Here is a 21115-nt window from a genome sequence, read left to right as displayed (position 1 = left end):
GGCGATCGGATGCCGCAGACCGAGACACCGGGAACCGAGGTGTCCTCGCGGACCCGGCTGCGGTGGTGGACCGAAGTTCCGCTGATCCTGCTGGTGTACTGCTGCTACACGGCCGGCCGGCTGATCGCGCGGACCGACGTCTCCGGCGCCGTCGACCACGGCCTGGCGATCCTGCGCTTCGAGAAGGCCCTGCACCTCAACGCCGAGCACCCGCTCAACCGCCTGTTCACACGCGAACCGTGGCTCGGCGTCCCGGCCGACTTCTGGTACGCGTCGCTGCACTACGTGGTCACGCCCGCGGTCATGGTCTGGCTGTTCCGCTCCCACAAAAACATCTACCGGGCGGCCCGCACCTGGCTGTGGACGTCCACGTTCATAGGACTGATCGGCTTCACCCTGCTGCCCACCTGCCCGCCCCGCCTCCTCTCGGCGGGCCACGGCTTCGTGGACACGATGGCCGAGTACAGCTCGTACGGCTGGTGGGGCGCCGAAGCCAGCGCCCCGCGGGGCATGGGCGGCATGACGAACCAGTACGCGGCCATGCCGAGCCTGCATGTGGGCTGGGCGCTGTGGTGCGGAGTGATGCTGTGGCGGCACGGCGGCACACGCATCACCAAGACCGCCGCCGTCGCCTATCCGCTGCTGACCGCGATCGTGGTGATGGGCACCGCCAACCACTACTTCCTGGACGCGGTGGCGGGCGCGGTCGTGATGGGCGCCGGACTGCTGCTGGCCCCGTACGTGACGCGTGGCGTGGACCGGCTGCGGGCACGGCTGGTGCCCGGCACCTCGGTGGTCACGGCGGGCTCGCAGGACGCAGCGGCCCCGATTGTCAGTGGCGGATGCCAGACTTCCCCGGGTGAGCGAATTCCACGGCAGCGTAAGCCGCGGCTCGGATCCGGAGCCGAACCGGACGCCGCCCCCAGCGAAGCGGGGGACGGCGCTCCGGCAGCGGCTCGCTGAACTGCGCGGCCCCGACGTACCGGCCAAGGCACTGGACGCGCGCGCCCTCGCGGCGCTCGCCGCGAACCCGGGGTGCAGACGGCGGGCGATCCTGGACGGCGCGGGCGTCGACAAGGCGGCCGTGGCCGACGCGTTGGGCACCCCGTCCGCCTTCGGACAGTCGCAGTTCGCCCTGACCCGGGGCAACGCGTTCGAGGCGCGGGTGAAGGCCGACGGCGGCGCGGAGCTGCTGCGCCTGGTGCACGCCAGGCTGGACCCGGGTGCCGAGCCGCCGCAGCGGACCCACGTCCCGGATCTGTCCGCGCCCGGCCCGGCGGGGCGTACGGCGCGTACGGCGCTGGCGCTGCGGGAGGCCGTGGAGGCGGGCGGCTGGACGCTGCTCGACCATCCGATGCTGGCGCTGGAGGTGGCGGGCTCCCCGGCGTTCCTGGAGCCGGACGCGGTGGTGGTGCACCCGGACGGCAGCTGGACGGTCGTGGAGATCAAGTCCTTCCCGATGCTGGACGGTTCCGCGGACCCGGCGAAGGTGGGCGCGGCCGCCCGACAGGCCGCGGTGTACGTGCTGGCCCTGGAGGAGGTCGCGGCGCACCTCACCCCCGCCCCGCGTGTGCGCCACCGCATTCTGCTGGTCTGCCCCCGGGACTTCTCCAACCTGGCCACCGCCTCCGCCGTGGACGTCCGCAAGCAGCGCGCGGTCACCGCCCGTCAGCTGGCCCGGCTCACCCGTATCGAGGACATCGCCGACGACCTTCCCGAGGGCACCTGCTTCGCTCCGGGCCTGCCGGCCGAGGAGTTGGCGGCGGCGGTGGAGTCGGTCCCGGCGACGTACGCGCCCGAGTGCCTGGCCGCCTGCGAGCTGGCCTTCCACTGCCGGGAACGCTCCCGCGCGGCCGGCGCGGTGACCACGCTCGGCCGCCCGGTCCGCGCGGAGCTGGGCGGGCTGGCGACGGTGGACGACGTCCTGGCGGCGGCCCGCGGTGAGCTCGGCGACCCGGAGGATCCCGCGGTGGCGGCGCTGCGCAGGGCGGCGGCCCTGCGGGCGGAGGCGCTGGCCGGCCGGGAGGTGGCCGCGTGTCCCTGATCACCACGCTCGCCCGGTTGGAGGCCGTCAGCTCCGGCCGCGCCCGGCCGACCGCGACCGTCCGGCACCGGCATCTGTCCGACCGGCCGCTGGTGTTCGTGCCGCTCACCACCGCCGGTGAGGCCGGCGCCCCGCTCGGTGCACTGGTCGGCACCGACCGGGACGCGCCACGCCTGCTGGTCGTACCGCAGCCCCGCGACCGGGACCTGCGCTTCGCGTTCCTCGCCGAACTCGCCGACATCGTCCTGCCGTACGTCGACTCGTACGCGGACGCCGTCGAGCCCGCCGAGCGCACCGAGACCGACCCGGAGACCGGCAAGCGGGTCAAGGTCGAGGTCGACCTGTGCGCGGACGCCCCGCAGCTGATCGTGCCGAGCCGCGCGGGCGTGGAGTTCGTACGGCTGCTCGGGCGCTCCATGAGGTTCCGGCGCACGGCGGAGCAGGACCCGGAGGCGCCCTATCCGGCGCCGCCCCGGGTGCCGTTGCTCGGGCGCTGGCTGACGCACTTCGGGGAGCGCGCGCGGGTGCCCGGTTCCTCGCTGCTGCTGGCCCTGACGGACGTGCTGTCGCGGCACTGGGCGACCGGGCAGTCCAGCCTGGAGGACCAGCACCTCGGTGCGCTGCTCGCCTGGATCGACCCGCCGGAGGGCGTCACCGGCGCCGAGGAGGCGCTGCGGGCGGAGCTGGCGCGGGACGCCGACGGCCAGTTGCTGTGTCCGCCCGCGGGTCCGGCCACCGACCCGGCGTTCGACAACAAGCTGCTCGCACCCGCCCTGGAGCGCTACGACCGGGCCCGCACGGCCCTCGCCGCCGCCGAGGACGGCCTGCAGGCGGACGACCGGCTCGGCGCGCTCACCGCGGCCGAGCGGGAGATCCGCGACCTGGTGGAGAGCCGGGCCCGGCCCACCTGGGACTCGGTGTGGCGGGGTGTCGACCTGCTGCGCGAACTGCCCGAGGGGGCGCACGTCGAGGAGCGGTGGACCCGCGACCGCTGGTCGTTCACCGGCCACCGCGACCGGGTGCTCGCCGGGGAGCCGCCGCAGCCGCGCCGTGACGACGCGGTGACGGCCGCCAACAAGCTGGCCACGCGCGAGCGGGAACAGGCCCGGCTGGAGGCGCAGGAGGCGCTCGACGACCCGCTGGTGATGGCGGGGCGGCGGCTCGCCGGGGAGGCGTTCACGGGGGAGGTCATGGACGTCGTCATGGTGTACAGCGAGGGCAAGCGGCCCAGCCCGCGCCCGTTGGTGACCGTACGCACGGACGACCGGCCGCACCTCGGGGAGCGGGCGAAGGTCTACCGCTCCCTGGGCGGGAAACCGCAGGCCGCGGAGTTCGTAGGGGACGAGGGCGAGGGGCTGGTCGTCCTGCGGATCGTCGACAAGATGGGCCGCGGCAAGGAGCCCGAGGCCGGGTCGGTGCCGGAGAAGGGCGACCGGATCTGCTTCACCCTGTTCGAGCACGAGCAGCGCGGCGGGGCGAAGCTGCCCGACCCGGAGGAGACGCCGTGGACGCACGGCGGGCCGCCGGGTGAGGCGACCGCCGTGGCCGAGTTCCCCGACCCCGTGACCGAGGAGGATGTGCTTTGAACCCTCCCGCTCGCGAGCGAGGGAGACTCCTGGCTCACGCTGCTCGATCGCTCAGCGAGCGACCGAGTCCTACGCGATCAGCACCAGCCCGGTTGCCCCAGAGATTGGAGACTGCTGTGCCGGCTTGGCTCTCGCTCAGCACCACGCGAGACCACCATCTGTCGCGCGAGGGGCACTCACGGTGACCGATCGCGCCGAGCAAGCCCTGTTCGACCCCGGGGCCGCGGCCGCGCGGGCCACCGACGCGATCCTGGGCGACACCCTGAACGGCGCCCACCGGGGCGTGGTCGTGGACTCCCCGCCGGGCGCCGGCAAGTCGACCCTCGTCGTCCGCGCGGCGCTGGAACTCGCCGACGCCGGGCGCCCGCTGATGGTGGTCGCGCAGACCAACGCCCAGGTCGACGACCTGGTGCTCCGGCTCGCCGAGAAGAACCCCGAACTGCCCGTCGGCCGTCTGCACAGCAGCGACACCGACCCGTACGACAAGGCCCTGGACGACCTGCCGAACGTCCGGAAGTCCGCGAAGGCCGCCGACCTGGCCGGGACCCCGGTGGTCCTGTCCACCGCCGCGAAGTGGGCGCACGTGAAGGTGGACGAGCCGTGGCGGCACGCCATCGTCGACGAGGCGTACCAGATGCGCTCGGACGCGCTGCTCGCCGTGGCCGGGCTGTTCGAACGGGCGCTGTTCGTGGGTGACCCGGGGCAACTGGACCCGTTCGCGATCGTGGGCAGCGAGCAGTGGGCGGGTCTGTCCTACGACCCGTCCGCCTCGGCAGTGACGACGCTGCTCGCACACAACCCCGAGCTGCCGCAGCACCGGCTGCCGGTGTCGTGGCGGCTCCCGGCGTCGGCGGCGCCCCTGGTCTCGGACGCGTTCTACCCGTACACCCCGTTCCGCAGCGGCACGGACCACGGTGACCGCCGTCTGGCCTTCGCCGTCCCGTCGGACGGTTCGGGCCCCGACCGGGTGATCGACGAGGCGGCGGTCTCGGGCTGGGGGCTGCTCGAGCTGCCCGCGCGGCACACGCCGAGGACGGATCCCGAGGCGGTACGGGCGGTGGCCACGGTGGTCCGGCGGCTGCTGGACCGGGGCGGCGCGGCGACCTCGGAGCGCTCGCCGGACCCGGCCCCGCTCACCGCCGACCGGATCGCGGTCGGCACCGCCCACCGTGACCAGGCGGCGGCGGTACGGGCGGCGCTGGCCGAGCTGGGCGTGGCCGACGTGACCGTGGACACGGCGAACCGGCTGCAGGGCAGGGAGTTCGACGTCACGGTCGTCCTGCATCCCCTGTCCGGCCGCCCCGACGCCACCGCCTTCCACCTGGAGACGGGCCGGCTGTGCGTGCTCGCCTCCCGGCACCGTCAGGCGTGCATCGTGGTGTGCCGAGCGGGCGTGGGCGAACTGCTGGACGACTACCCGTCGACCGAGCCGGTCCAGCTCGGGACGGTGGTGAAGTTTCCGGACGGCTGGGAGGCGAACCACGCGGTGCTGGCACACCTGTCCGAGCACCGGGTGACCTGGCGCCCCTGACCGACTCTCCGGCAGCCGCCCACAGCCGACCTCCGGGCAAGGGTGACCGCCGGCCCGGCGGATCCCGCGGAACACCGGATGGCCCGATCCTGTTGCGTCAACGTTCGGCGCCGTCTTGCGTGGAGGCGGGACAATGGAGGATGGCCCACCCGGAGGGCCGCGCCCGATTCGAACCGTACGAGGAGGACAAAGACATGGCGGAGCCCACGCCGCGTCGGAACGAACCGCGGCTACGCCCCGCGCCACTGCTCTTCGAGCCCGCCGAGGCGGTCGACGATCCGGAGCACTTCTTCGACCTGGAGTCGATCGAGGATCCGAGGGCGCTGCTGGCACGGGCGACGGAGCTGACGCAGGCGTTCCGTGCGGCGACCGACCGGGCGGTGGAGTTCCAGGCCATCGCGGCGGCCCAGCTCGCCGATCCCCGGCGGTTCGACCGGCTGACGCCGGCGGACATCGCCGAGCGGGCGGAGTGGACCGAGGACTACGCCAAGAAGATGGTGGAGTTCGGGCGCGACCTGATGCGGGGCGCCGTCGGCGAGGGGCGGGGGTCCACGGACCCGCTGTGACCGCTCCGGTCTCTCCCCCGGCATATGCCAGGCGGGCAAGATACCCCTTCCGGTCTCCTCACGCATTCGTTTCCCGCAACCCAGGGGAACGGGACGCTCACCGACGGTAGAGATAGTCGGCATGAGCAGCGCACGGGACGACTTCGCCAGGGCCCCCGGGGTCACCGGCGTCACCCCCGACGGCGCCGAATGGCTGGCCGGTGCGGGGGCGTATCCGCGCCGCGGCTCGGCGACGGCGGTGCTGTCGTGCGGGCATGCCTTCGACGTGGTGAGCGCACCGGCGATCTTCGGGCGGCGGATGCTGGACCGGCTCTGGCGCGAAGGGCCGGGCTCCGGGCCGGTGGCGGTGTTCCGGGGCCGGGTGCTGTTGTTCACCGCGCCCGGTACGGCACAGCGGCTGCCGTCCCTGCTGGCCTGGGAGGAGTGGGGCTGGGCCGTTCCGCCCCTGCTGTGCCACGGCAGAGGGGACGCCGTGACCGTCCCGGCGCTCACCAACGGTGACGGCCCGGCCCCAGGTGGTGCACGGTGGCTGGTGGCCCCCGGCTCCCGGAATCCCTGGCTGCCCGGCCCGGAGGTGGCGGTGTGGGCGGCCGTCCGGGCGGCCCGTGCGGCGGTGCGGATATCGATTTTTCCTCCCGCCGAACAGGATGCTAAGGTCTACGACGTCAGCAGGCGCCGCTAGCTCAGTTGGTTAGAGCAGCTGACTCTTAATCAGCGGGTCCGGGGTTCGAGTCCCTGGCGGCGCACCCGACACCAGAGGGTCACGTTCTTGAGAACGTGACCCTCTGTCGTTACATCCCTTCTGCGCCCCCTCCCTCCACCCCCGGCGTGATCTTCACCGTCCACGCCCCGGACGGGGTCCGGTCCTCCACCTCCACCCGTACGCCGTCGCCCGGCACCGTGAAGCTCTCCCCCAGGGCGACCGGCGCGTCGGCCAGGGGCGGGTACACGGAGTTCTCCCAGCAGGCCTCGGTGCGCGGGTGGGCGTCGACCACCTGGATCGGCCCGTCGCCGGACTGCGCCCCGCCGCGCACCCGGTACACCAGCACGCCCGGCCGGCAGGCCGCGCGGTCGTTCCCGGCCGGGCCGCGCGCCTCGAAGGCCAGCACGGACTCGGGGCCAGTGCGCACGAGGGCCAGTTTCACGCCGTCGCCGAGCCCGAAGGCGGGGGCGCCCGAGGTGTCCGTGACGGTGGTGCCCGGGCCCGCGGCCAGGGGTTCCAGGGTCAGCCGGGTGGGCCCGCGGCCCCGCACGCACACCACCTGGCGCGGCCCCAGCCAGCCCAGCTTCCACTTGTGCCAGGCGAAGAGATCGGGGGCTAGTCCGAACTGGCTGCCCATCAGGTCCCAGTCCCCTACGTACGTGTCCCAGTCCCCCTTGCCGTCCACCGGGCGGTGGTACAGGTCCGGCAGGTCGAAGACGTGCCCGGTCTCGTGCGCCAGCACCAGGCGGTCCGGCGGATGCTGCTCGAAGACGGTGACCACCCGCCTTACGTCCCTACCGTCGACGCGCAGCGGCGTGTTCAGGTTGACCACCTTCGTCGCGTCCGAGTCCACGCCGGGCGCGTCCGGGTCGGCGACGAAGTACACGACGTCGTAGCGCGAGAAGTCCACCGCGGGGTCGGCCACGGTGAACGCGTCGCGCAGGTAGGCGGCCCTGCGTTCCGGGTCCCAGTCCCGCCTTATGGCGTACGACGTCGACGGCTGCGGCATGCGCAGCCAGCGCCGGAGCGGATGCGGGTGCAGGGTGAACCGGCCGTAGGAGGCGCGTTCGTAGAACCGGCTGGTGGCCGGGAAGTGGTCGGCGGTCAGTTCGGCGGGTGTGGTGCCGGGGGTGGAGTCCGGGAAGGACAGGAACACCAGGACCGCCTCGAGCGGACGGGCGGGGCGGGTGTAGGCGGCGTTCCAGGTGTCCACGCCCTCCGAGTGGTGCGCGTCGGTCCGCTTCAGGGCGCACGGCGCCGCGGTGAACGGCTCGGCGACCGAGGGGCCGCCGAGGATCGAGGTCGCGGCGAGCGCCGACATGGTGGTGCACACGGCGGCGGTGCTGCGCAGCCGGGGCCGGGCTCCGGCCCTGCCGAGCCTCGCAACGGCCGCACGGGAAAGCCGCTTGAGGGGCAGCTGACGCGGCACTGGGACCTCCGGGTGCGGTTCACGGGACACCGCACCCAGCTTGTGCATGTTTGTCGCGTTGCGCCCTGTTTGCCTGCACCAGAAGGGTGAGGGCCGGGGAAGTGCCACGAATGGCCGACACCCCGAATCACTCACGGAACGTCACAACCGGTCAGAGGGCCTGAGAACCCGCGCACGGACGGGCAGAAACGATCTGTCGGAGCCGTCGGGCGATCCGGGAGACTGGACAGTGACTGGAAGGCCCCCGGGCCAGCCTCTATGATCGGCACACTTTCCTGCGCGGACAGCGATCGAGTGCACTGCGGGAGCGAGCGGTGAGCGGAACGTCCGAAGGGCCGACGCCCGCGGCAGACCTCGACCGGTCAGCCGTCACAGAGAGTGACAATTTGGCGCCTCCCCGTGCGGGGGCCCGTGCCGGGGCCGGTAGCCGCGCTCCCGACCCCCCGCCGCACTCCTACCGCTCCGTCTTCGCGACCGCTCCGCTCGCGATGGCGGTCGTCGACGGCCAGGGCCTGGTCGCCGACGCCAACGCCGCCTTCTGCGCCCTGCTCGGCACCGATCCGGTCGCGCTGCCCGGGCGGGTCGCCGCCGACCTGGTGGACCTGGACTCCGACGCCCGTATCCGGCACGCCTACCGCGAGGTGCTGCAGGGCCGGCAGACCAGACTGCGCTGCACCCGCCCGCTCAAGCACCCCGACGGCCACTCGCTGTGGGTCCAGGTCACCGTCGCTCCCCTCGCGGACGTCGAGCCGGGCGCCGATCCGGGCATCCTGCTGTCGGTCGCCGACATCAGCGCCCGCCGCGAACTGCAGGCCCGACTCAGGCACTTGCAGATGCATGACCCGGTGACCCGGCTGCCCAACCGCACCCTGTTCTTCGAGCGCCTGTCGGCAGCGCTGGAGGCGGAGTCGTACGAGCAGAGCGGCACCGGGCGGATCGGGCTGTGCTATCTGGACCTGGACGGTTTCAAGGCGGTCAACGACACCCTCGGCCACCGCGTCGGCGACCGTCTGCTGGCCGCCGTCGCCGATCGGCTGACCCGGGTGGCCGACGAAGCCGGCCACGCCCGCTCGGGCACGCCCTTGGTGGCGCGGCTCGGCGGCGACGAGTTCGCGCTCCTCGTGGAGGACTCCACGGGGACGGAACAACTCGCCGAACTCGCCGAGTCGGCGCTGGAGTCCATCCAGGAACCCTTCGATCTCGCGGGCCGGCGGCTGTCGTTGTCCGCCTCGATCGGCGTCGTCGAACGCCACGCGGCCGGCACCACCGCGACCGGCCTGATGCAGGCCGCCGACACGACCCTGTACTGGGCGAAGGCCGACGGAAAGGCCCGCTGGACCCTGTTCGACCCGGAGCGCAACGCGCACCGCATGACCCGGCAAGCCCTGTCGTCCACGCTCCGCCATGCCATCGACCGGGGCGAGTTCGTACTGGAGTACCAGCCGCTGGTGGCGATGGAGGACGGGCGGCTGCGCGGTGTCGAGGCCCTGGTCCGCTGGAACCACCCGCAGTTCGGCACGTTGACGCCGAATCGGTTCATCGGACTGGCCGAGGAGGACGGCTCGATCGTCCCGCTCGGCCGCTGGGCCCTGGCGACCGCGTGCCGCCAGGCCCGCCGCTGGCAGCTGGACCACCCCGACGAGCCGCCGATCTTCGTGAGCGTCAACGTGGCCGTCCGCCAGGTGTGGGACTCCGACCTGGTGGCGGACGTGGCGGAGGTCCTGGCGGAGACGGGCCTCCCCCCGCACCTGCTGCAGCTGGAGCTCACCGAGTCGGCGGTGATGGGCTCGGCCGGCCGCCCGCTGCAGGCCCTGAAGGCCCTCAGCGACATGGGTGTGGGCATCGCCATCGACGACTTCGGCACCGGCTACTCGAACCTGGCCTACCTCAGCCGCCTGCCGGTGTCCGGCCTGAAACTGGACGGCTCCTTCGTGCGCGGCTTCCAGTACGAGGAGTCGGGCGACGCGACCGCCACCCCGCCGAACCCGGCCGACGAGGTCATCGTCGAGGCGATGGTCCAACTGGCCCACCGCCTGGGCCTCACGGTCACCGCCGAATGCGTGGAGACCTCCGCCCAGGCCACCCGTCTACGCCGGATCGGCTGCGACACCGGCCAGGGGTGGCTGTACTCCCGTCCGGTGCCGCCGGATCGTATCTCCGAGCTGCTGGGCGGCACCCAGGCCTACGCGGTGGGCAACCCGTAGGCGTCCGCGATGAGTTCGTAGGACCGCAGCCGCAGCTCACCTCGGTGCGCGTGCGAGGTGAGCATCAACTCGTCGGCCCCGGTGCGCTTGTGCAGCTCGTCGAGCCCGGTCCGCACCTCGTCGGCCGTTCCGTGCACGATGTTGCCGGCCCAGGAGGCGACGAACTCCTCCTCCATCGGGCTGAACTCATGCGCCTCGGCCTCCTCCGGGCTGGGGAAGAGCCCGGGCCGACCGGTGCGCAGACGCACCATGTTCAGCGCGGTGGCGCGCACCTGCCGGCGTGCCTCCTTCTCGTCGTCCGCGGCGAGGGCGGAGACCCCGATGAGGGCGTACGGCTCGTCGAGCACGGCGGACGGCCGGAAGGTCTCCCGGTACAGGTCCAGGGCCGGAATGGTGTTGTGCGCCGAGAAGTGGTGCGCGAAGGCGAACGGCAGTCCGAGCAGACCGGCGAGCCGGGCGCTGAACCCGGACGATCCGAGGAGCCAGACGGGCGGCCGGTGAGGTGACTGGACACCGCCCGGGGAGGTCGATTGCACCGGGCCGGGTACGGCGTGGATCTTCCGGTACGGGTGCCCGTCGGGAAAGTCGTCGTCGAGGAACCGGGTGAGTTCGGCGAGCTGCTGCGGGAAGTCGTCGGCGCCCTCGTTCAGCGTGTCCGTCCGCCGCAGCGCCGCCGCGGTGGCGCCGTCGGTCCCCGGCGCCCGCCCGAGCCCCAGGTCGATCCGCCCCGGTGCCATCGCCTCCAGCGTCCCGAACTGCTCGGCGATCACCAGCGGCGCGTGGTTGGGCAGCATCACCCCGCCCGACCCGAGCCGGATGCGCTGGGTGTGCGCGGCCAGATGCGCCAGGATCACCGCCGGCGAGGAGGAGGCCACCCCCGGCATCGAGTGGTGCTCGGCCACCCAGTACCGGTGGAACCCCCGCGACTCCGCGAGCCGCGACAGCTCGACGCTGGTCCGCAGCGCGTCGGTGGCGGTGCTCCCCGCACCGACGGTCACCAGATCCAGCACGGAGAGGGGAACGGGGGCGGTCCCCTGCACGGTTCCCCGGATCTCGTCTGCCGACACGGTGGGTGCCTCCTGTTACTCGGCGGTGGCCTGCGCGAGGTTAACAGGAGGGGGGCTCCGCTTATTCCCGGGCGGGGAGCACGAGAACGAGCCGCGGGGTGCAGGGGCGAAGCCCCGCCGGGGTGCAGGGGCGAAGCGCCGCCGGGGTCTGGGGCGGAGCCCCAGGGGCGGTACCTTCCAGTTGGCCGTCACGGGCGGGCGGGTGGGTGGGAAAGCCCGGGGTCTGGGGAGCAGCCCCAGGTCGGGCAAGCTGATGTCAGACCTGCACGATCGGCTCCCGGGTGAACAACGCCCCCAGCTCCGGCGCGTTGACCCGGCGGTCGGCCAGCCGCAGCCCCTCCCACACCGTCACCTGGTTGGCCGTGAGCACCGGCTTGCCCAGGGTCTTCTCGAGCAGCGGAACATGAGCCGCGGTGTGCAGCGCGGTGTCCGGCAGCACCACCGCCTCCGCCCCGGGGACGTCCGCCGCCCGGGCCAGCGCAAGCGTCTCCGCCTCGCCCCACCCCGCGACCTCCCGCGCCGTCACGGCCCCGGCGGCCCGCACCCCGGCCACCTCCACGTCCCCGGCCCGCAGAAAGTCCGAGAACAGCCCCGCCACCTCGTCCGGATACGGCGCCGCGACGGCCACCCGCCGCACCCCCAGCTCTCGCACCGCGTGCACGAAGGCGAAGGCCGTCGAGGAGGCCGGCAGGCCCGCCGTCAGAGCCAGAGCGCGCACCTGCTCGTGGGCGCCCTCCCAGCCCAGGACGAAGCTGCCGCTGGTGGACGCCCACACCACCGCCTCCGCCCCCGACAGCCGCAGCCCCTCCACTCCCCGTGCGAGCCGCTCCGACGAGCCCATATCCCGCAGCGCGTCCACCCGGTGGCTGTCCTCCCCGGTCTCGGTGTGGACCAGGTCCACCCGGATGTCGCTGCCGAGGAGCTGCTCGATGCGCGGGTAGTCGTCCTCGGCGAAGTGACCCGGGTAGAGGATTCCGAGTGCGGTCATGTCCTGCCCTCCTGCGGTGGCAAGCGGTACGAGTACCGTTCCTGGAGACTGAGTGGGAGTGAGTCCTGGTGCCAGGGCTCGTACTCAGCCGCGTGCCCCGAACGGTTGTGGGCACGCTGGTCGCCCGCTTTCGCTCCGCGTCCGGCGCCGACGGATCGTGTCCGTGGTCCGGGAACGCGGGGGCGGGTTCCCTCACGCCCCGGGACCCCTGATGCGGCCCGGACGGTCCGATGCCCCTGCTCATCACTCCGGTGAACAGGGGGCGGTGCCGTCCGACGCCGAACCGGGTGCCCCAGGGCGCGCCTTCCGATCGCCACGGCGGCAGCCTCGTGGCGCGTGGTGGTGCGGGTCGTGGTGGTCAGGGGCTCCTGCCAGTACTGGGCGCCCCAGCGGCTGGTGTAGGCGGGGTCGACGGCGATCAGGGGGATGCCGAGTTCGGCGGCCATGGACACCAGCCGGGCACGTAGCCTGGCCGTGGGCATCCCGGAGATCAACCGGCGGAAGCGTTTGCGCCGCCCGTGCTTCTCCCGGGTCTTCTCCGCGGTGAAGTCCAGGTCCTCGATCGCGATGGCCAGGTGGTGTCGTCTGGCCCAGTGCAGGAGACGGATCAGGGCATGCCGGACCTGGGCGTCGCGGTGCGGTGCACTGCCGGTCAGGTCGTAGTCGAACCTGCGCGGTGCACCGACCGGGCTTCCGTGGGCGTCCAGACGCCAGGCAGCCAGGTGATCGGCGTTCATGTCCACGCCGACCAGGCCCTTGGCGCGGGCCGCCTCCAGCGGCACCATCTGCACCTGCGGGTTCCGCCAGGAGGCCGTCAGATACCAGCGGTCACGGCCCACGTCGTAGTGGATGCGGTAGGCCACGGCCCGGTTCGCGCAGACACGGTCGGCCCACTGCTCGCCCCGGTGCCGGAAACCGACCCGGCAGGCCAGCACGTACCGGCCGTGAGACGCGTTCGCCAGGTGGGCCAGCGGTGCGGGGAGCTTGATGCTCACCTCACCGTCAGGGCCGACCCGGATGGTCTCGTTGCCGTACCGCTTCCCCGACTCGCCATCGGCCTGGCAGAACCAGCGCTCGGCCTCCCACCGGCCGCGCCACCCCGACTCTGTCATGTTGGCGGCCTGAAGGTTGTGCCGGGCACGCAGCAGCCTCTTACCGCCCCGCACCACCCGCACACGCCCGGCCTGCCACTGGGCACGTGCCTTTTCCAGCCGGTCTTCGAGCAGGTGCAGGCGCCGGGACTTGGCGAACCACTCCTGCCTGGATCGGTAACCGCCCGGCCGGCCACCGCAGCCCTTGGCCCCGATGGGCAGCGACAGCCGGTATGCGATCGCGTCCACACCTGCCTGGAGGGCCTGCATGTGGGCGAGCTGACCGCGCCGGGCCAGCGCCCACTGATCATGCGTGGCCTTGGTGATGCTGCCCGCCCACCGCGAGGAGGACTGCGCGGTCAGAACACGCTTGCGCCGCGCCCACTGATCACCGTCATGGTCCAGGCCCGCCGCACAGCGGGCCTGCAGATCCCGGGAGGCCAGAGAACCGAGCAGGCCACCGACCAGGCGCAGAACGTTCTCGTCCTGCACGGTCAGCCCCTTGAGGCTGTCCCGGATCGCTACTCCGGACGGGCCCGGCACCACGAACGAAGCCGCCACCACACGCAACCCGCTCATTACCCCACCCCCTGCCCGGAACCCGTCACCCCGCTCAACGAATATTCGGCGCAAAGGTCACGCATTCGATGCAGGAACTTCCGTTCCCCACCCAGGCCTGCCCGCGCGCCGCGATCGAGATACTCACTTAGGGGTGTGCCCCAGATGCGCGCCAAAGGGGCAATGAGTTGATCTTGGAGCCCTGAGCGCCCGGCCCGTCACCCGTTCGGCTGGTTGTGCAGGCGGGCGATGCCGAGCATGGCGTGGTGGACGCCGTCGCCTTTGAGGCGGCAGTCGCGCAGGATCTTCCAGCTCTTCATCCGGGCGAAGGCATGCTCGACGCGGGCCCGGACCTGTTTGTGGGACTTGTTGTGTGCCTGCTTCCAGTCGGGCAGCTCTTCGCCTTTGCGCCGGCGATGTGGCATGACGAGTCCTGTGCCGGGATAGCCGCCGTCCGCGATCGTGGTGGTCCTGCCAACGGCGGTCTTGGCGCCGGATTCCGTCCATGCCTTGCAGTCGGCGCGGTTACCGGGAAGTGGTCGGCCGACCATGACGATCAGGCGGGTGTCGGCGTCGATCACGAACTGGTGGTTGGTGGAGTACCGGTAATTCTTCGACTGCTCGGCGACGGTGTGGTCCCGGGTGGGTACGAGCGTGCCGTCCACGATGAGTACGGCGTTTGCGGAATCGCATGCGTGCCTGGAGCGCGAGCCTGGGGCCGAGGTGGTCGATGACGCGGTCAGCTGCGGACTTTGAGATGCCGAACAGCGGAGCGAGCTGCCGCATCGTCAGGTTCGTGCGCCAGTAGGCCGTCACGAGCAGGACGCGGTCCTCCAGAGGAAGGCTCCACGGCCGGCCTCTACGGGCCGCGTCCGCGCCCTCGCGCCGCAGTGCGCTCACCAACTTGGTGAAGCATCGCAGGCTCAGCCCGGTGAAGGGGGCTATCCAAGACGGCTCCGACGCCGTGATCACACCAGCCATGGAAAGATCATCTCCGCCGCGAGAAGCGATATGAGATGACCGTCAGATGTGCAGAATGCCCACGGTGAGCAGCGTCTGCCAGGTCCAGCCGATCGTGAGTGAGACGCGCTGGATCAGCCCGCCCAGATCCACCCAGCGCTGATGCTGGCTGAACGCGGCACTGGCCAGCGCCATCGTGGCTGCGAAGAGCACGCCGCTGGCGATCGAGTAGAGGGCCCATCCCAGCGAGTTGGACAGGGCGAAGACGAAACAGGCTACGGCAAGGGCGAGGAATCCGATGAGGGAGAACAAGTCATGCAGAACCCCGACGCGGGTGCGGTGCTGAAGCTGATCGGGGGTGCCGACTGGGTAACCGCTCACCGGATCCGTGCGGAAGGCGCCTGCACCCAGCAGACCGACCGCCCATACGCCGATCAGCAGTGCACCCCAGTGGGAAGGCCCAGTACGCCACAGGCCCACGGCGAAGAGCAGCGACAGCAACCCCGTGAAGAGGAAGTTGACGGTCTGCGCCCACCCGGCGGGGCCAAGGGCGAGCGAGCTGACGGGATGGCGGAAGGGCTTGTAGTCCACACGGCTGGCGCCTTCCAGTAGGTACGCAACGGTGAAGAGCGGGCCGGCGGCCATCCCGCAGGCAAGCAGCGTTTGATTACCCATCACGTCAACCTATGTTGACAAGATGGTCGCGTCAACCTTCGTTGACGTGAGGGTGGGTCGGCATCAGTCATCTGCGGAAGATCATTTGCGGGACAGCCCTTAGCTTGATCTTTAACCTGTGCGGCGGGGCCGTGGGGTTGTTGACTTCTTCGTTCGTCGTTTCGCGGTGTCGGGTTTGCGGACTGTGTGGACGTCGTAGCGCGGGGTGGGCCGGGTGTTCTTGCGGCCAGGTGGCCGTCCTGGGCCGGGGCGGGAGGATTTTGGTGCTCTGGCGGGGCAGCCGGCCTGCGGGCGCAGGTGCCGAAAATCGCGGCGGACGCGGGCCGGGGTGAGCCTGTTGGGCGGGCTCGGCTTCTCCCACGGCCGGCGTAGGTCAGCCGCCAAGGGTCGGGCCAGCCGCAGCTGGGTGTAGACGGCGAGGATCAGCCAGGTCCAGCGGTCAGCCGCCTCAGGAGTGCGGATCCTCGGGCAGGTCCAGCCCAGCGTCTGCTTGAACAGGCGGAACGTGTGCTCGATGTCGAAGCGCCGCAGGAAGACCTGCCAGAGCAGGTCGACCTGGGTGTCGGTGGCATCGGTGCCCGACCACCACAGCCACACCGGCTTCGGTGTCGCGCCGCTGGGCAGGTACTCGACCTGCAGACGGATCGCAGTGCCCTCGATGACCGGCAGAGCGCCCAGCTGGGAGACCCACGCAGAACGGTGAGTCAGCCTGGGGTGGAGCCGGTCCCAGGCCCTGGCGGTGGCGGTGCCATACAGACGGGTCTCGGTCACCGTCGCCGCATCGGGAGTGTTCCAGGTGGCCGGGTCGCCGAAGACGAACTCAGCGCCGTGACGCGGCGGACGGCCCCGAGTACCCGGCTCGCGGAGCGGGGCCGCCCGGCGCAGGACCCGGTCCGAGCGCATCCGGCCCAGCACCTGCACCGGCAAGTCCTTGAGCAGGAAGGCCAGGCGGGGCACGTCGTATCCGGCGTCCACCACGATGAGGATGTCCGGATCGCCGTCCGTCCACTGCCCGGCCTCGATCAGCCGCTCGATGAGCTCGCGCATCTGCCGGGCGGTGACGGTGGCGGCGTCGTCCCCAGGCGCGAGACGCAGGGCGTCCAGCGGCGCGGTCCAGGAGCTGCGGCCTGCTTCCAGCGAACAGATCACCGAGTAGGGCCAGCCGGGCACGGGGATGTGCTGGTCCTTGCCGCGTCCGTAGGTGTGACACAGGATCCGCTGGGGTGAGGTGTGGGCATCAGGGCGCAGCCAGCAGGTGATGTCGGCGGCCAGGACCAGCCTGCCGTCCGCCGCCCGTGGCAGCGGCACCGAGGCCAGTGCCCGTCGCAGCCGGACGATGTCCACCCGCCCCGCCGCCAGGGCGTCATACAGCCCGCCGTGTCCGCGGCGATGCTCGCCCACCAGCGACAGCTCCACCAGCGAGCGGACCGGGCCATCCGCACACAGCACCGCATCGGCCAGCTCGAACAGCGCATCCGAACGCCTGGCCAGGCAGGAGTAGAACTCGCCCCGGAAGCGTGACAATTCCGCGAACGGCTCCTGCGGATCGGCTTGGTGCAACAGACTCATCCCACGGCCTTCGTGCTGATCACGTGTATTCCTTGGTCGGAACACATGGTCAGTCGAAGGCCGCCTGCGTGTACGGCAGTTACCGACGCGAGTGATCAAGTACGACACGCCGTTCGAGGCCAGAGGTTAAAGATCAAGTTAGGGCTTACCGGGAAATAACTTGCGGGTTCTGCGACTTGACATCACAGGTCAGCGCACCACGCGCCCGCATGTTGTTCCTCTGCAAGCCCTTAGCTCCGATCTTGATCTTTATGTTCGCGATCGACCGGGCCAAGGGCTCAGGCCGGACAGCGATGTGAGGTCAGGCGATCTCTCTACGATGTCGCCATGACGGTCTCTGGGCAGGAACAACCGCTGATACGCGTCCTCTACGACGTGTCCCGCCATGACCTGCGAGACCGGACTCTTCCGCGTCCGGTCCGTCTCTACCTGTGGGAGCCGGACCATCCGCTAGCCGTACCTGCCCCCTTGGTCGTCGTCTCGCACGGCACCGGGGGCTCGGGCAGCGACATGCAATGGCTGGTACGTCCGCTGCGCGAGGCAGGTTTCCGAGTGATGGCCCTTGACCACCACGGCAACAACTTCGTCGATGGCTACGAACCGGAGGGCTTCCTCCATGTGTGGGAACGGCCCCGGGATGTCTCCTTCGCCCTCGACGCACTCGCTCGGGAACAGTCCCTTGGTCCAGTAGGCGCCGCAGGCTTCTCCCTAGGCGGCTACACGGCGGTGGCGCTTGCCGGAGCCCGTGTAGATCCGGAAAGCCTGTGGGCCGTGCTGACGGGTGCGGTCCCTTTGCCGGAGATCCCCGAGTTCCCCGGCGCACTCGAAGCGCTGCGGAAGATGTACCCAGAGGACGAGTCGTCGCGGCGTGCGCTAGACGCTGCAGCAGCAGACCTCTCGGATCCCCGAGTGCGAGCGGTCTTCCAAGTGGCTCCAGGCGTCGGCGGTCTCGTAACCCCGGAGAGCCTGGCAACCGTGCAAGTTCCGGTGGACATCCGCTGGGCGGAGCGGACACGATCAGCCTGTACGACGTGGACATCAAGCCGTACCTGGAGCACATTCCTACGGTGAGTGGCCGCTCGGCCGGCCCCAACGTTCGCCACGACGACTTCTTCGCGCCGGAACCTGCTGACCCGGCCGTCCGCGTCCGGGTCGGTAGGGAAGCTGCCACCTTCTTCCAGCAGCACCTTGGCTGCCCCTGCGCGGCGCCCACGCCCGGGCCCGGAGTACCTGTCCCTGCCCGTGGGCGCAGGAAAGCGGCAAGGACTAAGGGCGGGTTCTGAGGGCCGCGAGGTAGCCGGCCCAGCTGTCCTGGGCCAGCGCCGCCCATTGAGTGGCGGTGTTCCTGTGGATCCCGAACAGGTCGCACATGATGATCGGCGAAAGTTCACCGGCCATGCCGAACAGGGCCGTGTTGCGGGCCGCGAGAGTGGGCAGACCGTGCTTCGCGAGCTGTGCCGACAGGCCACCAGGGCTTCGTGGGCGGCCGGCGAGACGGCTCGGGAGGAGTAGCTCCTGGTGCTCGCTGTCAGGCAGGGATCCCACAGCCGAGCGTCGTCGGCCTTCAGCGGTCTTTGTCGGCACCAGCAGCACGTCACGTCAAGGCGTCGGGGAAGCGGGCCGTCCAGCGCGCTGTCGCTTTGCTTCCGGCGTCCGGCGTCCTGCCAGGAGTTCAAGATCAACTCATTGCCCCTTTGGCGCGTATCTGGGTCACACCCCACTTACGCTCGCCACAACGCGTTCGCGCACAGTCGTTCAGCAGCAGTTCGCAACCCCCTAGGGGCGGGGTACCGCCGCGGGGCGTGAAAACCGTGGCGCATAAGTGGCTTGCGTCTGGGTAGCCGCGCCGCCATGGCTCCACCACTCGGGTACGACGATCACACAAGCGGATACGAACGCAGACACACCCGCCGTTCGGTGCTCGCGGGCCTCGCGGCGGCCGGTGCGCTGGGCGCGGCGGGCTGCACGCGCGTGGCCACCGCGGCCGGCACCAACGGCGGCGAACTGCTCGACCGGCTCCGGGGCCAGGGCGTCGTACGCCTCGGCATCGCGGGCGAGATCCCCTTCGGGTACATAGACAAGAACGGGCAGCTCACCGGCGAGGCGCCGGAGTTGGCCCGGGTGATCTTCAAGCGGCTCGGAGTGGACCGGGTGCAGCCGGTGCCGACGGAGTTCGGTTCGCTCATCCCCGGCCTGAACTCCCAGCAGTTCGATGTCGTGGCCGCCGGCATGTACGTCAATGCCGAGCGCTGCAAGCAGGTGATCTTCGCGGATCCCGACTACCAGATGCTCGACTCCTTCATCGTGCGCAAGGGCAACCCGAAAGGCCTGCACAACTACAAGGACTGCGTGGAGAAGAAGGCGAAGTTCGCCACCGGGACCGGATACGCCGAGATCCAGTACGCCGTGGACGCGGGGTACAAGCAGAGTGACATCCTGATCGTCCCTGACCAGGTCGCGGGACTGAACGCGGTGGAGGCCGGACGCGTCGACGTGTTCGCCGGTACCGCCCTCACCACCCGCGAGGTGGTGAAGAAATCGGCCAAGGCCGAGGCCACCAAACCCTTCGCGCCGCTCGTCGACGGCAAACCGCACGTGGACGGCGGCGCGTTCGCGTTCCGGCCGACCGAGACCCGGCTCCGGGACGCCTTCAACGTCGAGCTGCGCAAGCTGAAGAAGAGCGGTGAGCTGTTCCGCATCCTGCGGCCCTTCGGCTTCACCAAGGCGGAGATGACCGATCTCACCGCGAAGGAGCTGTGCGGCGAATGACCACAGGGCTCTGGAAACTCGTACTCGAGGGCGTCTGGACCACCGTCCAGCTCCTGGTGTTCAGCGCACTGCTGGCCGCCGTCGTCTCCTTCGTCGCGGGCGTCGCGCGCACCCACCGGCTGTGGATCGTCCGGTTCCTCGCCGGCCTGTACACCGAGGTGTTCCGCGGCACCTCGGCCCTGGTGATGATCTTCTGGGTGTTCTTCGTGCTGCCGATCGCCTTCGGCTGGCAGCTCGTGCCCATGTGGGCCGGCACCCTGGCGCTCGGACTCACCTACGGGGCGTACGGCTCGGAGATCGTGCGCGGTGCGCTGAAAGCCGTCGACCCGGCGCAGTTGGAGGGCGGGATCGCGCTCAGCTTCACGCCGTGGCAGCGGCTGCGGCTGATCCTGCTGCCGCAGGCCGTGCCGGAGACGATCCCGTCCTTCTGCAACCTGCTGATCGAGCTGCTCAAGGGGACCGCGCTGGTCTCCGTCATGGGCATGGGCGATCTGACCTTCAGCGCCAACCTGGTGCGGCTGGCGCTCCAGCAGAGCGCGGAGATCTACACGTACGTCCTGCTCATCTACTTCGCGATCGCCTTCGTGCTCACCCGGCTCATGCGGGCCCTGGAGAAGCGGCTGCGGGCCGGGATCGGCAAGGACGTCGGGACGGAGAAGAAGGCGCGTGAGCTCAAGCGCGCGCAGACGACCGGCGTGGGTGCCGCCAGTGGAGGTGCCGCATGAAGTGGGACTGGAGCGCCGTGAGCGGCTTCATGCCGCAGTTCTGGGAAGGCCTGCAGGTCACTCTGCAGGCGCTGGCCCTCGGCTCGCTGATCTCGTTCGCGCTGGGTCTGGTGTGGGCGCTGCTCATGCGGACGCCGACCCGGTGGGTGCGCTGGCCGGTGGGGGTCGTCACCGAGTTCGTCCGCAACACCCCGCTGCTGGTGCAGCTCTTCTTCCTCTTCTACGTGCTGCCCGAGTGGGGCCTGACCTTCTCGGCGCTGGCCACCGGCGTCTTCGCGATCGGCCTGCACTACTCGACCTACACGATGCAGGTCTACCGGGCCGGCATCGAGGCGGTGCCCGTCGGCCAGTGGGAGGCCGCGACGGCACTGAACCTGCCCCGGCGGCGGACCTGGACCGCGGTGATCCTGCCGCAGGCGATCCGCCGCGTCGTGCCCGCCCTCGGCAACTACGTGATCTCGATGCTCAAGGACACGCCGATGCTGATGGTGATCACCGTGCTGGAGATGCTCGGGCAGGCGCGGCTCTACTCCCAGCAGCACTTCCAGTTCACCGAGCCCCTCACCGTGATCGGTGTGGCCTTCATCCTCGTCTCCTATCTGGCCTCCCTTCTTCTGCGAACCCTGGAGCGACGCCTTGTCCGCTGACAC

18 protein-coding genes, 1 tRNA gene and 1 pseudogene are annotated in these 21115 nt (G+C 71.0%); 12 read left to right on the top strand and 8 right to left on the bottom strand.

The features are described from left to right. The first annotated feature begins 9 nt into the window (after positions 1 to 9). From ACFYZQ_RS30280 to ACFYZQ_RS30250, 7 genes are all read left to right on the top strand, one after another. Positions 10 to 963 carry a phosphatase PAP2 family protein gene (locus tag ACFYZQ_RS30280; RefSeq protein ID WP_389154431.1) on the top strand — a complete coding sequence of 318 codons (954 nt, stop codon included), beginning with the start codon at positions 10 to 12 and terminating at the stop codon, positions 961 to 963. Next, the gene (locus ACFYZQ_RS30275; protein ID WP_389154428.1) at positions 860 to 2044 is read left to right on the top strand and encodes a hypothetical protein; all 1185 of its coding nucleotides are present in this window, start codon (positions 860 to 862) and stop codon (positions 2042 to 2044) included. The genes ACFYZQ_RS30280 and ACFYZQ_RS30275 overlap by 104 nt, the downstream gene beginning before the upstream one ends. Continuing rightward, positions 2035 to 3630: a hypothetical protein gene (locus ACFYZQ_RS30270; protein WP_389154426.1), complete on the top strand. Its 1596-nt coding sequence runs from the start codon at positions 2035 to 2037 to the stop codon at positions 3628 to 3630. The genes ACFYZQ_RS30275 and ACFYZQ_RS30270 overlap by 10 nt, the downstream gene beginning before the upstream one ends. Before the next feature lie 181 nt (positions 3631 to 3811). Beyond that, positions 3812 to 5161: an AAA domain-containing protein gene (locus tag ACFYZQ_RS30265; protein ID WP_389154423.1), complete on the top strand. Its 1350-nt coding sequence runs from the start codon at positions 3812 to 3814 to the stop codon at positions 5159 to 5161. A 194-nt stretch (positions 5162 to 5355) separates the two neighbouring features. Beyond that, the gene (locus ACFYZQ_RS30260; protein WP_389154421.1) at positions 5356 to 5727 is read left to right on the top strand and encodes a hypothetical protein; all 372 of its coding nucleotides are present in this window, start codon (positions 5356 to 5358) and stop codon (positions 5725 to 5727) included. Positions 5728 to 5848: 121 nt separating this feature from the next. Next, entirely contained in the window at positions 5849 to 6409 is a 561-nt protein-coding gene (locus ACFYZQ_RS30255; protein ID WP_389154418.1) for a hypothetical protein, read from the top strand. Beyond that, positions 6400 to 6473, top strand: a tRNA-Lys gene (locus ACFYZQ_RS30250). The genes ACFYZQ_RS30255 and ACFYZQ_RS30250 overlap by 10 nt, the downstream gene beginning before the upstream one ends. A gap of 45 nt (positions 6474 to 6518) precedes the next feature. On the opposite strand, the gene ACFYZQ_RS30245 is transcribed toward ACFYZQ_RS30250, so the two are convergent. Next, complete coding sequence (locus ACFYZQ_RS30245; RefSeq protein WP_389154415.1) at positions 6519 to 7907, bottom strand: M6 family metalloprotease domain-containing protein; 1389 nt, start codon at positions 7905 to 7907, stop codon at positions 6519 to 6521. Between the two features lie 266 nt (positions 7908 to 8173). Between ACFYZQ_RS30245 and ACFYZQ_RS30240 the strand changes: the two genes are divergently transcribed. Continuing rightward, positions 8174 to 10063 (top strand): putative bifunctional diguanylate cyclase/phosphodiesterase, encoded by a 1890-nt coding sequence (locus ACFYZQ_RS30240; RefSeq protein WP_389154413.1) that lies wholly within the window; start codon positions 8174 to 8176, stop codon positions 10061 to 10063. On the opposite strand, the gene ACFYZQ_RS30235 is transcribed toward ACFYZQ_RS30240, so the two are convergent. The 6 genes and pseudogenes from ACFYZQ_RS30235 to ACFYZQ_RS30210 form a co-directional block, all read right to left on the bottom strand. Then, positions 10042 to 11130: an LLM class flavin-dependent oxidoreductase gene (locus ACFYZQ_RS30235; protein ID WP_389154410.1), complete on the bottom strand. Its 1089-nt coding sequence runs from the start codon at positions 11128 to 11130 to the stop codon at positions 10042 to 10044. The two genes, ACFYZQ_RS30240 and ACFYZQ_RS30235, sit on opposite strands and share 22 nt — an antisense overlap. A 256-nt stretch (positions 11131 to 11386) precedes the next feature. Continuing rightward, positions 11387 to 12118 carry a decarboxylase gene (locus ACFYZQ_RS30230; RefSeq protein WP_389154407.1) on the bottom strand — a complete coding sequence of 244 codons (732 nt, stop codon included), beginning with the start codon at positions 12116 to 12118 and terminating at the stop codon, positions 11387 to 11389. Continuing rightward, positions 12115 to 13788: an IS200/IS605 family accessory protein TnpB-related protein gene (locus ACFYZQ_RS30225; protein ID WP_389154404.1), complete on the bottom strand. Its 1674-nt coding sequence runs from the start codon at positions 13786 to 13788 to the stop codon at positions 12115 to 12117. Before ACFYZQ_RS30225 ends, ACFYZQ_RS30230 begins: the two co-directional genes overlap by 4 nt. Positions 13789 to 13985: 197 nt before the next feature. After that, positions 13986 to 14748: pseudogene (locus ACFYZQ_RS30220) on the bottom strand (transposase). 42 nt (positions 14749 to 14790) lie between these two features. Then, a complete protein-coding gene (locus ACFYZQ_RS30215; protein ID WP_389154401.1) occupies positions 14791 to 15402 on the bottom strand; it encodes a DUF998 domain-containing protein in 612 nt (203 codons plus the stop codon). A gap of 111 nt (positions 15403 to 15513) precedes the next feature. After that, the gene (locus tag ACFYZQ_RS30210) at positions 15514 to 16971 is read right to left on the bottom strand and encodes an NF041680 family putative transposase (protein WP_389154398.1); all 1458 of its coding nucleotides are present in this window, start codon (positions 16969 to 16971) and stop codon (positions 15514 to 15516) included. 327 nt (positions 16972 to 17298) lie between these two features. On the opposite strand from ACFYZQ_RS30210, the gene ACFYZQ_RS30205 reads away from it, so the two are divergent. Then, complete coding sequence (locus ACFYZQ_RS30205) at positions 17299 to 18042, top strand: alpha/beta hydrolase family protein (protein WP_389154395.1); 744 nt, start codon at positions 17299 to 17301, stop codon at positions 18040 to 18042. A gap of 195 nt (positions 18043 to 18237) precedes the next feature. Here the strand turns inward: ACFYZQ_RS30205 and ACFYZQ_RS30200 are convergent, their stop codons facing one another. Next, positions 18238 to 18516: a hypothetical protein gene (locus ACFYZQ_RS30200; RefSeq protein WP_389154392.1), complete on the bottom strand. Its 279-nt coding sequence runs from the start codon at positions 18514 to 18516 to the stop codon at positions 18238 to 18240. Between the two features lie 306 nt (positions 18517 to 18822). Between ACFYZQ_RS30200 and ehuB the strand changes: the two genes are divergently transcribed. Genes ehuB through ehuD form a run of 3 tightly spaced genes read left to right on the top strand, consistent with a single transcriptional unit; the run spans position 18823 to position 21112 of the window. Beyond that, the gene (gene ehuB, locus ACFYZQ_RS30195; protein WP_389154390.1) at positions 18823 to 19740 is read left to right on the top strand and encodes an ectoine/hydroxyectoine ABC transporter substrate-binding protein EhuB; all 918 of its coding nucleotides are present in this window, start codon (positions 18823 to 18825) and stop codon (positions 19738 to 19740) included. After that, positions 19737 to 20465, top strand: coding sequence for an ectoine/hydroxyectoine ABC transporter permease subunit EhuC (gene ehuC / locus ACFYZQ_RS30190; protein WP_389154387.1), 729 nt, complete (start codon positions 19737 to 19739; stop codon positions 20463 to 20465). Before ehuB ends, ehuC begins: the two co-directional genes overlap by 4 nt. Beyond that, entirely contained in the window at positions 20462 to 21112 is a 651-nt protein-coding gene (ehuD, locus tag ACFYZQ_RS30185) for an ectoine/hydroxyectoine ABC transporter permease subunit EhuD (RefSeq protein ID WP_389154384.1), read from the top strand. Before ehuC ends, ehuD begins: the two co-directional genes overlap by 4 nt. Positions 21113 to 21115 lie beyond the last annotated feature (3 nt).

It is taken from the genome of Streptomyces sp. NPDC001843 (assembly GCF_042891955.1).
Taxonomy (GTDB): domain Bacteria; phylum Actinomycetota; class Actinomycetes; order Streptomycetales; family Streptomycetaceae; genus Streptomyces.
Note: the sequence above shows the minus strand (reverse complement) of the source record. Positions and strands in the feature narration are given on the sequence as shown.